Origin of the sequence: Pseudomonas sp. 10C3 (genome assembly GCF_036346185.1) — a bacterium.
Lineage (GTDB): Bacteria > Pseudomonadota > Gammaproteobacteria > Pseudomonadales > Pseudomonadaceae > Aquipseudomonas.
Window position 1 is genome coordinate 78,207 of sequence record NZ_JASJVE010000001.1, and the last position, 18,066, is coordinate 96,272.

Sequence of the window (18,066 nt, forward strand, 5' to 3'; positions counted from 1 at the left end):
CCGGTAAGTGCCATTACAAAGAGCGAGTGCATCGCCCATAAAAAAACCGGCCCCCTTCAAAACACAAAGGGCCGGTTTTTTTGTGGGTTGCTTAACGCTTACTCAGCTGCTGGCGCTTCTGGCTTGCGTTTTTTCAACGGAGCCTTGCCGTCTGCACTGACCAACGACAACGCGTCGGTTTTTGGCCGGTTGGTTATCTTGCGTTTGGTCGGCGCCTTCGCGCTGCCTTTCTTGTCGGTTTTCTTGTCGCCGGTCTTTTTCTTCTTCACGCCGACAGCCTTGCCCGACGCCTTGACCTTTTTCGGTCCGCCGTAGGTGCCTTTGACTTCCTTGATCACACGACGCTCGAAGCTCTGCTTCAAATAGCGCTCGACGCTGGACATCAAGTTCCAGTCGCCATGGCAGATCAGCGAAATCGCCAGACCTTCGCCACCGGCACGGCCAGTACGACCAATACGGTGCACGTAGTCATCGCCGCTGCGTGGCATATCGAAGTTGATCACCATGTCCAGACCTTCAACGTCCAGACCACGGGCCGCCACATCAGTGGCTACCAGGATCTTCACGCCGCCCTGCTTCAGTCGGTCGATGGCCAGCTTGCGATCTTTCTGGTCCTTGTCGCCGTGCAGAACAAATGCCTTGTACTCCAGCGCGACCAAACGACCATAAAGGCGGTCGGCCATGGCGCGGGTGTTGGTGAAGATAATAGCTTTTTGATACGTCTCGTTGGCCAACAGCCAATGGACAATCTTCTCTTTATGGCTGTTGTGGTCGGCAGTGATGATCTGCTGACGCGTACCCGCAGCCAGCTCACTCACGCTATTGACTTGCAGGTGCTGTGGATCCGTCAGGATCTTGCTGATCATTTCGCGCAGGCCGGCACCGCCGGTGGTTGCCGAGAACAGCAGGGTTTGCTCGCGATTCTTGCACTCGCCGGCCAGACGTTCGACGTCTTCGGCAAAACCCATGTCGAGCATGCGGTCGGCTTCATCAAGCACCAGCACTTCAACCTGCGACAGGTCCAGGTTACCGGCGTTGAGTTGCTCCAGCAGGCGCCCAGGGGTGCCGATCAGGATGTCCGGAACCTTGCGCAACATGGCAGCCTGGACCTTGAAGTCCTCACCGCCAGTGATCAGGCCGGATTTAATGAACGTGAACTGGGAGAACCGCTCGACTTCCTTGAGGGTCTGCTGCGCCAGTTCGCGGGTCGGCAGCAGAATCACTGCGCGAATGTCGACGCGAACCTTGGACGGGCCCATCAGGCGATTGAGGATTGGCAGCACGAAAGCCGCAGTTTTGCCGCTGCCGGTTTGGGCAGTCACCCGCAGGTCATGCCCTTCCAGCGCCAGCGGGATGGCTGCTGCTTGCACAGGCGTAGGCTCGACAAATTTAAGCTCGGCCACGGCTTTAAGCAGGCGTTCGTGCAGGGCGAATTGGGAAAACACGGGTGCTACCTCGACGAAAAACAAAAAAACAGTCGCATAGCCTAACGGTTTCGAGCGCCGAGGCCGAGTTTCTTTACGACATAAGGGCTATTTCTTTAATAAAAGGTGAGTTTTTTGTTACTCGATTTGCACACGACGGACGATCAGGGGGCAGGAATGTTCTAATTGCTGACCCTAATGACAGGACTATCACTCGCGCCCATGGACATTCAAACGGTATGGCTACGCACCCAGGAACTCTGGGGCATGCTCGATCAACACCCTGTATTGCATGCTGGTTTGGGGTTGGTACTGCTGTTGGTTGTCGCGCTCGCGCTAGGCCGAGTGGCGCGTTTCGTTATCCTGCACATGGCCAAATTACTGGGCCGACAACCGGCTATGCACTGGATTGTCGATTTACTGCACAACAAGCTTTTTCATCGGCTGGCGCAGATGGTGCCCTCTCTGGTCATCCAGTTCGGCCTGAACCTGGTGCCGGAACTGAGCAATGCCAGCAAGCACTTCCTCGGTAATGTGGCGCTGGCGTTCACCATCCTGTTCCAGGTGCTGGCCCTGGGCGCCCTGCTCAATGCCCTGCTGGATATCTACGCCCGCACCGATCACGCCCGCACCCGCTCGATTAAAGGCTACGTGCAACTGGCGAAGATGATTCTGTACATTTTTGGCGCAATCATTATCGTCGCGACGCTGATAGACCGGTCGCCGCTGCTGCTGTTGTCGGGCCTGGGCGCAATGTCGGCAGTGATTCTGTTGGTCTACAAAGACACCCTGCTGTCATTCGTCGCCAGCGTGCAGTTGACCAGCAACGACATGCTGCGGGTCGGCGACTGGATCGAAATGCCGCAAGTCGGTGCCGACGGTGATGTGGTCGACATCACGCTGCACACGGTCAAAGTGCAGAACTTTGATAAAACCATCGTCTCGATTCCGACTTGGCGAATGATGTCCGAGTCGTTCAAAAACTGGCGCGGCATGCAGCAATCCGGCGGACGCCGGATCAAACGCAGCCTGTTCATTGATGCCAGCGGCGTGCGTTTCGTGCGCGATGACGAAGAGCTCAAACTCACCCAGATCCATCTGCTGACTGATTACATCGGCCGTAAACAGGCCGAACTGAAGAGCTGGAACGAAGCCCAAGGCAACGTCGCAGCACTGTCCGCCAACCGTCGACGCATGACCAATATCGGTACATTCCGCGCCTATGCGCTGGCTTATCTGCACAGCCACCCGGATATCCAGCCGGACATGACCTGCATGGTCCGGCAGATGCAGGCCACCGCACAGGGCATCCCCCTGGAAATCTACTGCTTCACTCGGACCACCGCCTGGGCCGACTACGAGCGAATTCAGGGCGACATCTTCGATTACCTGCTGGCGGTGATGCCAGAGTTTGGCCTGAGCCTGTATCAACAGCCCAGCGGTATGGATTTTCGGGCTGGATGGACAGGCAACGCTAAATCAGCCGATTAGCAACGGCACCCTGGCGCCTGGCGCCCCATCGACTGATCCACACCGACCCCACGATGACCATCCCGCCCACGAACAACCGGCCCAGGTTTTCGTGCTGATTCCACAGCAACAGGTTGATCAGCAACCCCACCGGCACGTGCAGGTTGTTCATGACCGCCAGGGTGCCGCCGTTGACCAGGCACGCGCCTTTGTTCCACCAGTACATGCCCAGCGCTGTAGAGCACAGCCCCAGGAATAACAACACGATCCATTGTTGGGGAGCTTCGGGCAAATGCTGCGTATTACCAAACAACAGGAACGCCGGCAAGGCGACGGCCAGTGCCCCCAGGTAGAAATAGCCGAACCTGCGGTAATGAGGCAGATCACTCGGGTAGCGTGCCACCAGATGCTTGTACAACACTTGCCCGGCGGCGTAGGTGAAGTTGGCCACCTGCAACAACAGAAAACCGCCGAAGAAGTCAGAGTCGATCCCGTCGTAGCGAATGACTCCGGCGCCCAGTACAGCGACCAACGCCGCCAACAAGGCCCAAGGGTTGAAACGGCGATTCAGTGCGTCTTCGATCAGGGTTACGTGCAACGGCGTGAGAATGGTGAATAACAGCACTTCGGGCACGGTCAGCACGCGAAAGCTCAAGTACAGGCACACGTAGGTGACCCCGAACTGCAAGGCGCCAATCAGTAGCATGCCGCGCATGAAGCCGGGTTCGACCTGACGCCAGCGTGTCAGCGGAATAAACACTAACCCGGCCAAGACCACCCGAATCAGCACCGCGAAGTAGCTGTCAACGTGCCCTGCCAGGTACACGCCAATCAGGTTGAACGAAAACGCCTGAATCAGCGTCACGAATAATAGATAGCCCATGCTCGCCCCTTTTCAGTGGCGGCGACCTTAGCGTTTCGGGATCAGACAGGCAATAAAAAGCCCGATCAGCACAAAAGGATGATCGGGCAGTGCACCTAAGGAGCAACAGGTACCAAGGGAAGTCGGTGGAGCGCGGGGGTCAGGCGACCTGGGCGAGTTTTGCTTCGGCCTGATTCAGGCCTTTCTCGAGGAAGTCACCGCCCATGTTCAGGCCTTCGGCGTGGATGAAGGTGACGTCGTGGATGCCGACAAAACCGAGCACTTGACGCAGGTAGGGCTCCTGATGGTCGAGGCTGCTGCCCGCATAGATACCGCCACGAGCGGTCAACACATAGGCACGTTTGCCGATGAGCAGCCCCTGAGGACCTGTCTCGCCGTATTTAAAGGTCACGCCAGCACGCAGCACATGGTCGAACCAGGCTTTGAGGGTGCTGGGGATCGCAAAGTTGTACATGGGCGCGGCCAACACCAACACATCGGCTGCGACCAGTTCATCCGTCAGCTGAGTGGAGCGCTCAAGGGCCAGTTCCTCGGTTTCATTGCGTTGCTCGGCTGGTTTCATCCAGCCTCCGAGCAAGGTTGAATCCAGATGCGGCACAGGGTTGATCGCCAGGTCACGCACGGTTATCTGATCCGCCGGATGCGCAGCCTGCCATTGGCTGATGAATTGCTGGGTCAATTGGCGTGAGACCGAGTCTTGCTGGCGGGCGCTGCTTTCAATGATCAGTACGCGGGACATGGGATGTTGCCTCCATCGAAGAGTGTCTTGAGTCGATGGAGTGAAGGTTAAACAGGAGCGAATCGATTAAAAAGCGTAAAAACCTGCTACAAACCATCTAATAAATTGTTTTATCGAAAACGGGGCATTACTCTCGCTGAAGAGCGGAAGCAGCCCCGAGCGAGCGTTTTATTTAGGCGCGCAGGTCAGCTTGATCCGCAGTTTGATGATGCTGCGGCTGAACTTGGCTGAGACATCCACACTGCTTTTAGGAGGGATCTGCACCCGCCGAGTACGTGGTGCTTCGGGGCCATTGCTGAACACCACCGTGCACTGCGCATCAGAAGCACCATAGTTGTGCAGCGTAATAGCGCCCATGTCGTAGTCGGTATCGTGGCTTGTGTAGTCGACCTGGGCACCGTTGTATTCCTTTTCCACGTCAATCGGATACGCGAAAGCAGTGACGGGCAACAACGCCAACAACACACAACAGAATTTTTTCATTCGGCAGTCTCCAATTTGGAGTGCCAGCTTAGACAAGAGGAGCGAGTGATGAAAGCGCCCCGCGTGACCCTGGATCAATGGCGGACACTGCAAGCGGTGGTCGACCACGGTGGCTTCGCCCAAGCGGCCGAAGCCTTGCACCGCTCACAGTCTTCCGTGAGCTACACCGTGGCCCGGATGCAAGACCAGCTTGGCGTGCCGTTATTGCGTATCGACGGGCGTAAAGCGGTGTTGACCGACGCTGGCGGGGTGCTCTTGCGTCGCTCCCGGCAGTTGGTCAAGCAGGCCAGCCAACTGGAGGACCTGGCCCACCATATGGAACAAGGCTGGGAGGCAGAGGTACGGCTAGTGGTCGATGCAGCCTACCCTAACGCGCGACTGGTGCGTGCCTTGACCGCGTTCATGCCGCAAAGCCGTGGCTGCCGCGTGCGGTTACGCGAGGAAGTGTTGTCCGGAGTCGAAGAAGTGCTCCTTGAAGGCGTCGCCGATCTGGCCATTAGCGGCTTCAGTATCCCTGGGTACCTGGGGACCGAAATGAGCGCCGTCGAGTTCGTCGCCGTCGCTCACCCTGAGCACCCGCTGCATCAAATGAATCGCGAGTTGAATTTCCAGGACCTGGAAAGTCACCTGCAAGTCGTGATCCGCGACTCCGGCCGTCAACAGCCCCGCGACGTCGGCTGGCTGGGCGCTGAACAACGCTGGACGGTTGGTAGCCTAGCAACCGCCGCAACCTTCGTCAGCAGCGGTTTGGGCTTCGCCTGGCTGCCACGGCACGTGATCGAGCGTGAACTCCAGGAAGGCACACTCAAAGCCCTGCCGCTGGATCAAGGCGGCAGCCGTCATCCGGTGTTCTATCTTTACTCGAGCAAGGACAAATCGCTGGGGCCCGCGACGCAGATTCTGATCGACCTGATCCGCACCTTCGACACGGCCCCGCTGAGCGCCGCATTTGCGGCCCCACAACAAGCCTGACAGGGAAATCGACCATGGCCTTTTTTGAGCATGACGGCTGTTCATTGCACTACGAAGAATATGGTCAGGGTTCGCCGCTGCTATTGGTGCACGGCCTGGGTTCAAGCTGCCAGGACTGGGAATACCAGATCCCGACCCTGGCCGCGCGCTACCGCGTCATTGTCATGGACATGCGCGGCCACGGTCGCTCCGACAAGCCCAACGAGCGCTACAGCATTCCCGGTTTCGCCGCCGACGTCGAAGCGCTGATTGAACATTTGCAGCTGGGGCCGGTGCACCTGGTCGGATTGTCGATGGGCGGTATGATCGGCTTTCAATTGGCGGTCGATCACCCGTCCTTGCTCAAAAGCCTGTGCATCGTGAACAGCGCGCCACAAGTCAAACTCAAAACCGCCAACGACGGCTTGCAATGGGCTAAACGCTGGGGCCTGGGGCGGCTGTTCAGCATGTCCGCCATCGGCAAGGGCCTGGGCCAGACCCTGTTCCCCAAACCCGAGCAAGCCGACCTGCGCAACAAAATCGCCGAGCGCTGGGGGCAAAACGACAAACGCGCTTATCTCGCCAGTTTCGATGCCATCGTCGGTTGGGGCGTGCAGGAAAAACTGTCACGAATCAGTTGCCCGACCCTGATCGTCAGCGCTGATCACGATTACACCCCGGTGGCCTTGAAAGAAGCTTACATGGGCCTGATCCGCCAGGCTCGACTGGTGGTGATCAAGGACTCCCGGCACGCCACGCCGCTGGATCAACCTGAAGCATTCAACCGGGAACTGCTGGCATTTGTCGATGACGCTGAAGCGGCTTCAGGGCGATGAGTGAACCGTAGGGGGCACCTCCATCCGGGCGCTATCCGTTCGGACAGTGCGCCCGGCACTGTCCAAAAAAACCCAAACGTGCTTACCTTGTGCCCTTGATCGCACCCGCATGAATTGCTTTTTTGCAGTCGAAACCACTACCCAGGATCACTGACCCATGCTGAAAAAAATCGTCCTCGCCGCTTGTTCCGTGCTGTTCGCCGCCAATCTGATGGCCGCACAACCGACCGCCAAGCCGACCCACGTGCTGCTGACCACCGACATGGGCGAGATCGTCATCGAGCTTGAAGACACCAAGGCGCCGATCAGCACCCAGAACTTCCTGGGCTATGTCGACAGCGGCTTCTACGCCAACACCATCTTTCACCGGGTCATTCCGGGCTTCATGATTCAGGGCGGCGGGTTTAATCAGTACATGGTACAAAAACCGACCAAAGACCCGATCAAGAACGAAGCCAACAACGGCCTGCACAACGTGCGCGGTACGATCGCAATGGCGCGGACGTCGGACGTAAACTCGGCCACTAGCCAGTTTTTCATCAACCACAAAGACAATGACATGCTCGACAACGGCGCTCGCGACTTCGGTTATGCGGTGTTCGGTAAAGTCATCAAAGGCATGGACGTGGTCGACCAGATCGCTCAGACGCCTACCAGCACCCAAAAAGGCATGCAAAACGTACCCTCAACCCCTGTGTTGATTAAGTCAGCCAAACGTATCGACTAAGTCGATGCACATCGGGCCGCCTGAAACCGCCGTGAGCAACGTCGGAGGCAGGCGGTGTGATGAGGGAAGTTTTTCACCTGCAAGGAGAGCCCGCCGCAGCGGGCGTCAGAACTAATGCTCTATCGTCGTTTTGAACAACTGATCGATATTTTTCGCGACGCCCCCACTGCCGCCCCACCGAACCAAGTCCTGCCGTTTTACATCTATTACCTGCGTCAGGTCTGGCCGAGTTTCGCCGCGTTGTTGGTGGTCGGGCTGATTGGCGCCCTGATCGAAGTCGCGCTGTTCAGTTACCTGAGCCGGATCATCGACCTGGCCCAAGGCACCCCCAATGCCGATTTCTTCAGTGTGCACAGCACTGAGCTGATCTGGATGGCCGTGGTTGCGCTGGTGTTCCGACCGATCTTCGTCGGCCTGCACGACCTGCTGGTGCATCAGACCATCAGTCCTGGCATGACCAGCATGATTCGCTGGCAGAACCACAGCTATGTGCTCAAACAGAGCCTCAACTTTTTCCAGAACGACTTCGCCGGACGCATCGCCCAGCGGATCATGCAGACCGGTAACTCGCTACGTGATTCTGCGGTGCAAGCGGTGGACGCGTTGTGGCATGTGCTGATCTACGCCATCGGCTCGCTGGTGCTGTTCGCCGAAGCCGACTGGCGCCTGATGATCCCGCTGTTGGCCTGGATCGTCTGCTACATCCTCGCCCTGTGCTACTTCGTGCCGAGAGTCAAAGAACGCTCGGTGGTGTCGTCGGAGGCCCGCTCCAAGCTGATGGGTCGGATTGTCGACGGCTACACCAATATCACCACCCTCAAACTGTTCGCTCACACTAATTTCGAGCAGCAATACGCTCGGGAAGCGATCAGAGAACAGACCGAAAAAAGCCAACTGGCCGGTCGGGTGGTCACGTCCATGGACACGGTGATCACCACCATGAACGGGGTGTTGATCGTCAGCACCACCGGCCTGGCGCTGTGGTTGTGGACTCAATCCTCGATTTCGGTCGGCGCCATTGCCCTGGCAACCGGGCTGGCGATCCGCATCGTCAACATGTCCGGCTGGATCATGTGGGTGGTCAACGGCATTTTCGAGAACATCGGCATGGTCCAGGACGGCCTGCAAACCATTGCTCAACCGGTCAGCGTCACCGACCGCGAGTCAGCGCCTGCATTGAAGGTCGAGCGCGGCGGTGTGAAGTTCGAGCATGTCGATTTCCACTACGGCAAAAGCAGCGGCATCATCCACGGCCTGAATCTGGACATCAAACCCGGTGAAAAAATCGGCTTGATCGGGCCATCCGGCGCGGGCAAATCAACGTTGGTCAACCTGCTCCTGCGCCTGTATGACCTACAAGGCGGGCAGATTCTGGTCGATGGGCAGGACATTTCTCACGTTGCCCAGGAAAGCCTGCGCGAACGCATTGGCATGATCACCCAGGACACCTCGCTACTGCACCGTTCAATCCGTGACAACTTGCTCTATGGCAAACCCGACGCCACCGATGCAGAACTGTGGGAAGCGGTGCGCAAGGCTCGCGCCGATGAGTTTATTCCACTGCTATCCGACGCTGAAGGCCGCACAGGCTTCGACGCGCATGTCGGCGAGCGCGGGGTCAAACTGTCGGGTGGTCAACGGCAGCGGATCGCTATTGCCCGCGTACTGCTCAAGGACGCGCCCATCCTGATCATGGACGAGGCGACCTCAGCCCTGGATTCGGAGGTTGAAGCGGCGATCCAGGAAAGTCTGGAAACCCTGATGCAAGGCAAAACGGTGATCGCCATCGCCCACCGGCTCTCGACTATCGCCCGCATGGACCGCCTGGTGGTTCTGGAAAAAGGCCAGATCGCCGAGAGCGGCACCCATGCTGAATTGCTGGCCCATGGCGGCCTGTATGCGCGGCTGTGGCAGCATCAGACTGGTGGGTTTGTCGGAATTGATTGAAGGTGGCTCGATCAGCTGCCTTGAACCTCAATCCTGCCGATACGGCAACGCTGCTCGAGCCTCTTCGGCGTAGGCCAGGATGCGTTCGCTCTCCTGGTCGAGGAAGTCGCTGACCGCCGCCTTCAACCCTGGATGCGCCAGGTAATGCCAGGAGTGGGTGATGACCGGTTCAAAGCCTCGAATCAACTTGTGTTCGCCCTGAGCGCCGGCATCAAAACGCTGCACCCCATGGGCAATCGCGTAATCCATGCCTTGGTAAAAGCAGGTCTCGAAGTGCAGCCGGTCGAACTCGGCCAGACACCCCCAGTAGCGCCCATAGAAACTGTCGCCGCCAATCAGGCTGAACGCCATCGCCACCGGCCTTGAACCCTGCTTGGCCAAGACCACTCGGATCGCTTCGGGCATACGCTCTGCCAGGAGGCTGAAGAACTCGCGGGTCAGGTACGGCGTTTGTCGACGTACTGCATAGGTGTTGGCATAGCAGGCATACACGAAGTCCCATTGCGCTTCGCTCAGTTGATGGCCTTCGAGCCATTCGAACTCAATGCCCTGCCCCGCCACCTGTTCGCGTTCTTTGCGCATCTGCTTACGCTTGCGCGAACTCAAGGCGTCGAGAAAGTCCTGGAAGTCGCGATAACCACGATTCTGCCAATGAAACTGGCAACCCAGCCGCTGCAACCAACCCTGCTGTTCCGCCAGCAAGGTATCGGCCACCGGATCGGTGAAGTTGATGTGCACGCTCGACAGCTTTTCGATTTCGATGTAACCGGGCAGGCTCGCCAATAGCTCAATCCCGGCTTCCGGGGTCGCCGACAGCAAACGCGGCCCGCTCACCGGGCTGAACGGCACGGCGACCAACAGCTTCGGGTAATAGTCGATACCGGCGCGTTTGCAGGCATCGGCCCACGCGTGGTCAAACACGTACTCGCCATAGGAATGCCATTTACGGTAGCTGGGCAGCGCCGCAATCAGTTGGCCGTTTTCGTAGTGCAGCAAGTGTTCTGCTCGCCAACCTGAATGTGGGCCGAGGCTGCCGCTGTCTTCCAGTGAGCTGAGGAAGGCGTGGCGTAAAAAAGGCTGGGCAGTGGGCACCAAGGCATCCCACAGCTCAGGTGCCAGCGCTGAAAGGCTGTCCAAACGTTGTAGCGGCATCAGCATTCCCCACGCGTTATCGCACACAAGCCTGGCGAGTATCGCGCATCCTCTGAGTAAGCCGAAATAAAAAAAACGGACGAGACAGCGCCGTTGCCACGTCTAAATCCTTACCGAATACCTGCTGCTCATGCACCAGGTGTCGGCCGATCTAACCCGAATAGGCAATCGGCGCCTCAAAGAGACATCGTCGATCAATGCTTACGCAGAATTACGCTGCCGATTGAGTAGCCAGCACCGAACGAGCTGAGCACGCCCAGTGCGCCACTCGGCAAGTCGTCTTGGTATGTGTGCAGCGCGATCACTGAACCGGCCGAGCTGGTATTGGCGTAAGTGTCGAGAATCACCGGCGCCTCTTCCAGCGAGGCTTCGCGGCCCAGCAGTTTTTTCACAATCAAGTGGTTCATGCTGAGGTTGGCTTGATGCAACCAGAAACGTTTGATGTCCCTGACGTCCAGAGCGTTTTCCTGCAAATGGGTGCCGATCAGCTCTGCCACCATCGGGCACACGTCACGGAACACTTTGCGGCCTTCCTGAACGAACAGCTTGTCCGGGGCACCGATGCCCTCTTCTGCCGCGCGATTGAGGAAGCCGAAGTTGTTACGAATATTGTTGGAGAATTTGGTCAGCAGTTTGGTACTGACAATGTCGAACTGATGCGGTGAGGTCGCCAGGTCCGCGCGTTCAATCACCACCGCCGTAGCGGCGTCGCCGAAGATAAAGTGGCTGTCGCGGTCACGGAAATTCAGGTGGCCGGTGCAGATTTCCGGGCTTATGACCAATACCGCCCGGGCCTGGCCCAACTTAACGGTGTTGCACGCTTGCTGGATGCCGAACGTCGCGGACGAACAAGCAACATTCATGTCAAAGCCGAAACCCTGGACACCCAGCGCTTCCTGAATTTCGATAGAGATCGCCGGATAAGCACGTTGCAGGTTGGAGCAGGCGACAATCACGCCGTCGATATCGGCAGCGGTTTTGCCTGCACGTTGCAAGGCTTGTTCGGCGGCAGCGACGCCCATCTGGCAGAGGATCGACCACTCGTCATTGGAGCGCTCTGGCAAACGCGGCGCCATGCGCAGCGGATCGAGAATGCCTTCCTTGTCCATGACGAAACGGCTTTTGATGCCGGATGCTCTTTCGATAAAAGCTGCGCTCGACTCTGTCAGCGCCTGAACGTCTCCACGCTCAATCGCTGACGCGTTTTCGACATTGAACAGGGCGACATAGGCATTGAAGGACTGCACCAGCTCATCGTTGGAAATGCTGTTGGCCGGGGTATACAGGCCAGTGCCACTGATGACGACGTTATACACGGTCGTTCCTCTCTTATTGATCGTTGCAAGCAACGACTTGCTGGGCTTGAAGATTGGTACAAACGTACCAATACGTACGAAAAACTGTCCCGTTAAGGCACGGGTTTCAGGTTGGATCACTTGGCAGGCGGGCCGACCTTCGGCGACTGAGCTTCCGTTTTCGCGAATTCACTCGCGAAAACGTCGGCACGGTCAGCAACGTTCTATCAGACAGCCTGCGGACAATGGTGCGAAGTGTGCCATATCGGCCCGATTTTCGCGCTATTCAGCCATCCACCTGGCTCCATTGCTTACTCAGACGCTTGTCCGAAACCGGAATTTTTGTCCCCAACTGCTGGGCAAACAGCGACACGCGATACTCCTCCAGCCACCAGCGATACAGCACCAACTCAGCGTCGCGCTTGCCTTCCTGGGCATGCTTGCTGGCGCGGGCCTGATACTGAGCCCACAAGCCCGCCAGTTCGATGCTCCAGACCCGGTCTTTCTGCACTTGGCCAGGTAGTTTTTCCAGGCGCATTTCGATGGATTTCAAATAGCGCGGCAGCTCCTTGAGCCACTGTGCAGGCGTTTCGCGGACGAAGCCCGGATACACCAGATACTTCAACTGCGACTTGATGTCGTTGAGCGCTACCGCCTGCGCCAGATCAATCTTGCCCTTGAAGCGCTTTTGCAGGCCATGCCACAGGGTCAGGATATCCAGTGTCAGTTTCGCCAGGCGCTCAGCATGCTCGGTCCAGCCGGCACGTTTGCGTTCGGCCAGTGCTGCCAGCCCGGCACCGTCACGCGGCAGGCTGTCTTCGCCATCGAGAATGCAGCTGTCGAGGCTGGCCAACAGAATGTCTTCGATCAACCCATCGACCCGGCCCAGCTCGCGGTGGAGCAACGCCAGTTCGGTCTGCCCCGGCAATTTGCTGCGCAGGAACTTGGCGGGTTCGGCGAGTTGCTGCAACAGCAGACGCTGCAAGGCTCGGCGGTGTTGATACTCGGCCTCAGCAGGCGTCGAGAAGCGCCCTTCCTTGACCGTGCCCGACTCTTCGACCAGCGCCGGGTAAACCGTCATCGACAGGCCCGCGATGTTTTGTTGGGTTTTTTCGGCTACCGGGGCGAAGATTTTGGCCTCGACAGGCAACTGGCTTTTCGAGGTGTGCGGCGCAGCCAATGCCGCTTGGCTGGCCTCGGCGAAACGCGCGGTCAACTCGGCCAAATCACGCCCTTCGCCGAGGAATTTCCCGCTGCCGTCAAGGATTTCCAGGTTCATCTTCAGGTGATTTTCAAGCTGCTGGGTCGCTTCGACCCAGGCTTCGTCCGTCACTCGCGCGCCGGTCATGCGCAGCAATTCACGACCCAGCGCATGGGGCAACGAGCCCTCGCCGAAGGTGATGCGCTGCAGGGCCGCCTTGATGAAGTCGGGCACCGGCACAAAGTTTTTGCGAACCGCCTTGGGCAGGTTGCGCACCAACGCGATGCATTTGGTTTCCAGCAACCCCGGTACCAGCCATTCCAGACGCTCGCCAGGCAATACCGGCAGCAACGGCGCGGGCACCCGCAGGGTTACCCCGTCGCGCGGATGATTGGGCTCGAAGTGATAACTCAGGGCCAGGGTCAGATCGCCCAGGCGCAGGGTGTCCGGGTAATACGCGGCCGTGATTTCGCTGGCTTCGCGGGCCAGCACGTCTTCTTCGCGCATGATCAGCAGCTGCGGATTTTTCTGGCTTTCGACCTTGTACCAACTGTCGAAGGTCGCGGTTTGATGAATCTCCGCCGGGACCCGTGCTTCGTAGAAACTGAATAGCGTGTCTTCGTCGGCCAGGATGTCACGACGGCGGGCCTTGGCCTCCAGTTCGTCGAGTTGTTCCAGCAACTGAGTGTTGGCGGTCAGGCATTTAGCCCGCGAAAGAATCTCGCCACGCACCAGCCCTTCACGGATAAACAGTTCACGGGATACCTGAGGATCGATCGGCCCGTAATGCACCGGACGCCGACCGACCACGATCAGGCCGAACAACGTGATCTGCTCGAACGCAACGACCTGGCCGCGCTTTTTCTCCCAATGCGGCTCGAAATGGTTCTTCTTGATCAGGTGCCCGGCCAACGGCTCGATCCAGTCCGCATCGATCTTGGCCACCATGCGCGCGTAGAGCTTGGTGGTCTCCACCAGCTCGGCGGCCATCAGCCATTGCGGGCGTTTCTTGCCCAGCCCGGACGACGGATGAATCCAGAACCGCCGCTGGCGCGCGCCGAGGTAATCACCGTCTTCGGTCTTCTGCCCGATTTGGCTGAGCAAGCCCGACAGCACGGCCTTGTGCAACTTGGTGTAATCGGCCGGTTCGTGGTTGACCGTTAACTGCAGGTCACGGCAGATCAGGCTCAATTGCCGATGGGAATCGCGCCACTCGCGCAGGCGCAGGTAGTTGAGGAAGTTTTTGCGGCACCAGTTGCGTAGCGGGCTGGCAGTCAGGGCCAGGCGTTGTTCTTCAAAACCGCGCCACAAATTGACCAACCCGGCAAAGTCGGAATCGATGTCCTTCCATTGCGCATGGGCCTGATCCGCCGCCTGCTGCCGCTCGGGCGGACGTTCTCGTACGTCCTGCACGGACATGGCGCTGGCAACGATCAAGACTTCCTGCAAGCTGCCTTGTTTGGCCGCCTCCAGCAACATGCGCCCCATGCGCGGGTCCACCGGCAAACGTGCCAACTGGCGACCCAGCGGTGTCAGTTGGTTCTCGCGGTTGACCGCCGACAGCTCTTGCAACAGGTTGAAACCGTCGCTGATGGCCTTGCCATCGGGTGGCTCGATAAAGGGGAAGTCGGTGATCTCGCCCAGACGCAGATGGAGCATCTGCAGAATCACGGCCGCCAGGTTGGTCCGCAGGATTTCCGGATCAGTGAACTCCGGTCTGCCGTTGAAGTCCTCCTCGCTGTACAAGCGCACGCACAGCCCCGGCTCGACCCGGCCGCAACGGCCTTTGCGCTGGTTGGCGCTGGCTTGCGAAACCGCTTCGATGGGCAGACGCTGAACCTTGGCGCGATAGCTGTAACGGCTGATCCGCGCAGTACCGCTGTCAATCACGTAGCGAATGCCTGGCACCGTCAACGAGGTTTCGGCAACGTTGGTCGCCAGCACCACACGCCGTCCAGGATGGGACTGGAAAATCCGCTGCTGTTCAGCCGGAGACAGGCGTGCGTACAACGGCAGGATTTCAGTGTGTTTGAGTTGGGCCTTGCGCAGCATCTCGGCGGCATCACGGATTTCCCGTTCGCCCGGCAAAAACACCAGCACATCGCCGGGGCTCTTGCGTTCGCTACGCTCGAACGCTTCCAGTTCATCAAGGGTCGCCAGAATCGCCTGATCGACCGTCAAGTCGTCCTCGACCGCATTGCCCTCTTCGTCCTGCTGGGACGTCAGAGGGCGGTACCAGGTTTCCACCGGAAACGTGCGACCCGAGACTTCGACAATCGGCGCGTCATTGAAATGCTCGGAGAAACGCTGCAGGTCGATGGTCGCCGAGGTGATGATGAGTTTCAGGTCAGGGCGACGCGGCAGCAGGGTTTTCAAGTAGCCGAGCAGGAAGTCGATGTTCAGGCTGCGTTCGTGAGCTTCGTCGACGATGATCGTGTCGTAGCGTTCCAGGTAGCGGTCGTGCTGGGTTTCAGCCAGCAGAATACCGTCGGTCATCAGCTTGATCAGGGTGTTGCTGTCACTTTGATCTTCGAAACGCACTTGATAGCCAACCAGCGCGCCCAGCGGCGTCCCCAGTTCTTCGGCGACCCGGCTTGCCACGCTGCGCGCAGCGATCCGGCGCGGCTGGGTATGACCGATCAGGCCGTGCTGCCCACGACCGATTTCCAGGCAGATCTTCGGCAACTGCGTGGTTTTGCCTGACCCGGTTTCGCCCGCAATGATCAGCACCTGATGCTTGAGCAACGCCGCTTTGATCTCGTCGCGCTTGGCGGCAATCGGCAGGCTGTCGTCGTAGCGAATCACCGGCAGGCTGTCGCGCCGGGCCGTGACCTGGGCAAAAGACGCCTGCACGCGCGCCGTCCACTGCGCCAGCTTGGCCTCGTTGGGCTTCTTTTGAAGCTCATGCAACTGACGACGAAAGCGATGACGATCAGAAATCATCGCGTGGTCGAGGTTTCTCAGCAATTGGTCGATGGAGGGCGATTCGTCAGTCATCAGGTGCGCAGAGTCTTTTGATGGGTGCAAAGGCGGGGATTGTCGCACAACACAATCCCTGTAGGCGCTGCCAGAGGCTGCGATTGGCCGCGAAGCGGTCATACGGACCTTATCGCGGGCAAGCGCGCGCCTACAAAAACAATCAAGCCCCGCATCGGCGGGGCTTGGGGTGTAGCGCTGCCTGGCTTATTTTTTCAGCCCGAGTTTTTTCAGTTCTTCGTCACGCAATTCCCGGCGCAGGATCTTGCCGACGTTGGTAGTCGGCAGCGCGTCGCGAAACTCGACCGACTTCGGCACTTTATAGCCCGTGACATTGGCACGCATGTGTTCCATGACCTGATCTTTGGTCAGGGTCACACCCGGCTTGACGACGATGAACAGCTTGATCGCCTCACCAGATTTTTCGTCAGGGATGCCGATGGCGGCGCACTGCAGGACGCCGGGCAACATCACCAGCACGTCTTCAAGTTCGTTGGGGTAGACGTTGAAACCGGAGATCAGAATCATGTCTTTCTTGCGATCGACAATGCGCAAGTAACCGTCTGGCTGGATGATCGCGATGTCGCCGGTTTTCAACCAGCCCTCGGCGTCGAGCATTTCATCGGTGGCTTCCTGATTGTGCCAGTAGCCCTTCATGACTTGCGGGCCTTTGACACACAACTCACCGACCCCGCCCAACGGCAACTCATTGCCTTCGTCGTCGATCACCCGGCACAACGTGGATGGCACCGGAATACCGATGGTGCCCACCTGTATCTTCTGGATCGGATTGACCGTGGCCACCGGGCTGGTTTCGGTCATGCCGTAACCTTCGCAGATTGCGCAGCCGGTCACTGCTTCCCAGCGCTCGGCGGCGGCCAATTGCAGGGCCATGCCGCCGGACAGGGTGACTTTCAAGGCAGAGAAGTCGAGTTTGCGGAACGCTTCGTTATTGCACAGCGCCACGAACAAGGTGTTGAGGCCGACAAAACCACTGAACTTCCACTTCGACAGCTCCTTGACCATCGCCGGCAGGTCGCGCGGGTTGCTGATCAGGATGTTGTGGTTGCCGATCAGCATCATCGACATGCAGTGAAAGGTGAAGGCATAGATGTGATACAGCGGCAGCGGCGTGATCAGAATCTCGCACCCTTCATGCAGGTTGGAGCCCATCAGCGCCTTGCATTGCAGCATGTTGGCGATCAGGTTGCGGTGGGTCAGCATGGCACCCTTGGCCACACCTGTGGTACCGCCGGTGTACTGCAACACGGCGACGTCGCTGCTGACAGGCGAAGCGTCCTTCACCGGCTGACCACGGCCCTTGCTCAGCACATCGTTGAGTTTGATCGCCTTGGGCAAGTGGTACGCCGGGACCATTTTCTTCACGTACTTGATCACGCTGTTGATCAGCAGACGCTTGAGCGGTGACAGCATATCCGCCACTTCGGTAACGATGACGTACTGAACCTGGGTCTTGGGCACCACTTTTTCGGCCAGGTGCGCCATGTTCGCCAGGCACACCAGCGCCTTCGCGCCAGAGTCGTTGAACTGATGTTCCATCTCCCGCGCGGTGTACAGCGGGTTGGTGTTGACCACGATCAAGCCGGCGCGGATAGCTCCAAACACAGCGATCGGGTACTGCAGCAAATTGGGCAACTGCACGGCGATACGGTCGCCCGGTTGCAGGTTGGTGTGCTGCTGCAGATAAGCAGCAAACGCACCCGATAATTCATACAGCTCACCGTAAGTGAGGGTCTTGCCCAGGTTGCTGAAAGCCGGTTTATTGGCGAAACGCTCACAAGACTGCTTCAATACCGCCTGAATATTTGGATACTCGTCAGGATTGATATCGGCAGCAATGCCAGACGGATATTTATCCTTCCAGAAATTTTCGATCATGGAAGCCGACTCCTCAGCGACAGCGAATTCTACACACCGCTTGAATGCGATTATTTTTTTGTGTTTTGTTGCGGGCTTTTTTG

General features: G+C 58.4%; 13 protein-coding genes. 5 read left to right on the forward strand and 8 right to left on the reverse strand.

What is annotated here, in order from left to right:
• Positions 1–98: 98 nt before the first annotated feature.
• The gene (locus QN399_RS00415; protein WP_219064628.1) at positions 99–1,445 is read right to left on the reverse strand and encodes a DEAD/DEAH box helicase; all 1,347 of its coding nucleotides are present in this window, start codon (positions 1,443–1,445) and stop codon (positions 99–101) included.
• 201 nt (positions 1,446–1,646) lie between these two features.
• On the opposite strand from QN399_RS00415, the gene QN399_RS00420 reads away from it, so the two are divergent.
• Positions 1,647–2,915 (forward strand): mechanosensitive ion channel family protein, encoded by a 1,269-nt coding sequence (locus QN399_RS00420; RefSeq protein ID WP_322217553.1) that lies wholly within the window; start codon positions 1,647–1,649, stop codon positions 2,913–2,915.
• Here QN399_RS00420 and QN399_RS00425 read toward each other — a convergent pair.
• The 3 genes from QN399_RS00425 to QN399_RS00435 form a co-directional block, all read right to left on the reverse strand.
• Positions 2,899–3,777 carry a carboxylate/amino acid/amine transporter gene (locus QN399_RS00425; RefSeq protein WP_322181295.1) on the reverse strand — a complete coding sequence of 293 codons (879 nt, stop codon included), beginning with the start codon at positions 3,775–3,777 and terminating at the stop codon, positions 2,899–2,901. The two genes, QN399_RS00420 and QN399_RS00425, sit on opposite strands and share 17 nt — an antisense overlap.
• 139 nt (positions 3,778–3,916) lie before the next feature.
• A complete protein-coding gene (locus QN399_RS00430; protein ID WP_330200373.1) occupies positions 3,917–4,516 on the reverse strand; it encodes an FMN-dependent NADH-azoreductase in 600 nt (199 codons plus the stop codon).
• Between the two features lie 168 nt (positions 4,517–4,684).
• The gene (locus tag QN399_RS00435; protein ID WP_322181299.1) at positions 4,685–4,999 is read right to left on the reverse strand and encodes a 3-phosphoglycerate kinase; all 315 of its coding nucleotides are present in this window, start codon (positions 4,997–4,999) and stop codon (positions 4,685–4,687) included.
• A gap of 48 nt (positions 5,000–5,047) precedes the next feature.
• Here QN399_RS00435 and QN399_RS00440 point away from each other — a divergent pair, with 48 nt between their 5' ends.
• From QN399_RS00440 to QN399_RS00455, 4 genes are all read left to right on the forward strand, one after another.
• A complete protein-coding gene (locus QN399_RS00440) occupies positions 5,048–5,971 on the forward strand; it encodes a LysR family transcriptional regulator (RefSeq protein ID WP_322181301.1) in 924 nt (307 codons plus the stop codon).
• A gap of 14 nt (positions 5,972–5,985) precedes the next feature.
• Positions 5,986–6,786 (forward strand): alpha/beta hydrolase, encoded by an 801-nt coding sequence (locus QN399_RS00445; RefSeq protein ID WP_322217558.1) that lies wholly within the window; start codon positions 5,986–5,988, stop codon positions 6,784–6,786.
• 157 nt (positions 6,787–6,943) lie between these two features.
• Positions 6,944–7,513, forward strand: a complete 570-nt coding sequence (locus QN399_RS00450; RefSeq protein ID WP_322181306.1) for a peptidylprolyl isomerase — start codon at positions 6,944–6,946, stop codon at positions 7,511–7,513.
• A gap of 114 nt (positions 7,514–7,627) precedes the next feature.
• Positions 7,628–9,460 (forward strand): ABC transporter ATP-binding protein, encoded by a 1,833-nt coding sequence (locus tag QN399_RS00455; protein ID WP_323566143.1) that lies wholly within the window; start codon positions 7,628–7,630, stop codon positions 9,458–9,460.
• A 27-nt stretch (positions 9,461–9,487) separates the two neighbouring features.
• Here the strand turns inward: QN399_RS00455 and QN399_RS00460 are convergent, their stop codons facing one another.
• The 4 genes from QN399_RS00460 to fadD1 all read right to left on the reverse strand — a co-directional run bounded on the left by QN399_RS00460 (position 9,488) and on the right by fadD1 (position 17,983).
• The gene (locus tag QN399_RS00460; protein ID WP_330200374.1) at positions 9,488–10,612 is read right to left on the reverse strand and encodes a GNAT family N-acetyltransferase; all 1,125 of its coding nucleotides are present in this window, start codon (positions 10,610–10,612) and stop codon (positions 9,488–9,490) included.
• Between the two features lie 194 nt (positions 10,613–10,806).
• Positions 10,807–11,928, reverse strand: coding sequence for a beta-ketoacyl-ACP synthase III (locus QN399_RS00465; RefSeq protein WP_330200375.1), 1,122 nt, complete (start codon positions 11,926–11,928; stop codon positions 10,807–10,809).
• Positions 11,929–12,193: 265 nt separating this feature from the next.
• Positions 12,194–16,105 (reverse strand): ATP-dependent RNA helicase HrpA, encoded by a 3,912-nt coding sequence (hrpA, locus tag QN399_RS00470; protein ID WP_322181315.1) that lies wholly within the window; start codon positions 16,103–16,105, stop codon positions 12,194–12,196.
• A gap of 186 nt (positions 16,106–16,291) precedes the next feature.
• Positions 16,292–17,983, reverse strand: a complete 1,692-nt coding sequence (gene fadD1 / locus QN399_RS00475; protein ID WP_322181318.1) for a long-chain-fatty-acid--CoA ligase FadD1 — start codon at positions 17,981–17,983, stop codon at positions 16,292–16,294.
• Between the last annotated feature and the right edge of the window lie 83 nt (positions 17,984–18,066).

Excerpts from the sequence above, each read along its gene's own strand:
- QN399_RS00420 (WP_322217553.1), top strand. The coding sequence starts at position 1,647 with ATGGACATTCAAACGGTATGGCTACGCACCCAGGAACTCTGGGGCATG.
- QN399_RS00425 (WP_322181295.1), bottom strand. The coding sequence starts at position 3,777 with ATGGGCTATCTATTATTCGTGACGCTGATTCAGGCGTTTTCGTTCAAC.
- QN399_RS00430 (WP_330200373.1), bottom strand. The coding sequence starts at position 4,516 with ATGTCCCGCGTACTGATCATTGAAAGCAGCGCCCGCCAGCAAGACTCG.
- QN399_RS00435 (WP_322181299.1), bottom strand. The coding sequence starts at position 4,999 with ATGAAAAAATTCTGTTGTGTGTTGTTGGCGTTGTTGCCCGTCACTGCT.
- QN399_RS00440 (WP_322181301.1), top strand. The coding sequence starts at position 5,048 with ATGAAAGCGCCCCGCGTGACCCTGGATCAATGGCGGACACTGCAAGCG.
- QN399_RS00445 (WP_322217558.1), top strand. The coding sequence starts at position 5,986 with ATGGCCTTTTTTGAGCATGACGGCTGTTCATTGCACTACGAAGAATAT.
- QN399_RS00450 (WP_322181306.1), top strand. The coding sequence starts at position 6,944 with ATGCTGAAAAAAATCGTCCTCGCCGCTTGTTCCGTGCTGTTCGCCGCC.
- QN399_RS00455 (WP_323566143.1), top strand. The coding sequence starts at position 7,628 with ATGCTCTATCGTCGTTTTGAACAACTGATCGATATTTTTCGCGACGCC.
- QN399_RS00460 (WP_330200374.1), bottom strand. The coding sequence starts at position 10,612 with ATGCCGCTACAACGTTTGGACAGCCTTTCAGCGCTGGCACCTGAGCTG.
- hrpA (WP_322181315.1), bottom strand. The coding sequence starts at position 16,105 with ATGACTGACGAATCGCCCTCCATCGACCAATTGCTGAGAAACCTCGAC.
- fadD1 (WP_322181318.1), bottom strand. The coding sequence starts at position 17,983 with ATGATCGAAAATTTCTGGAAGGATAAATATCCGTCTGGCATTGCTGCC.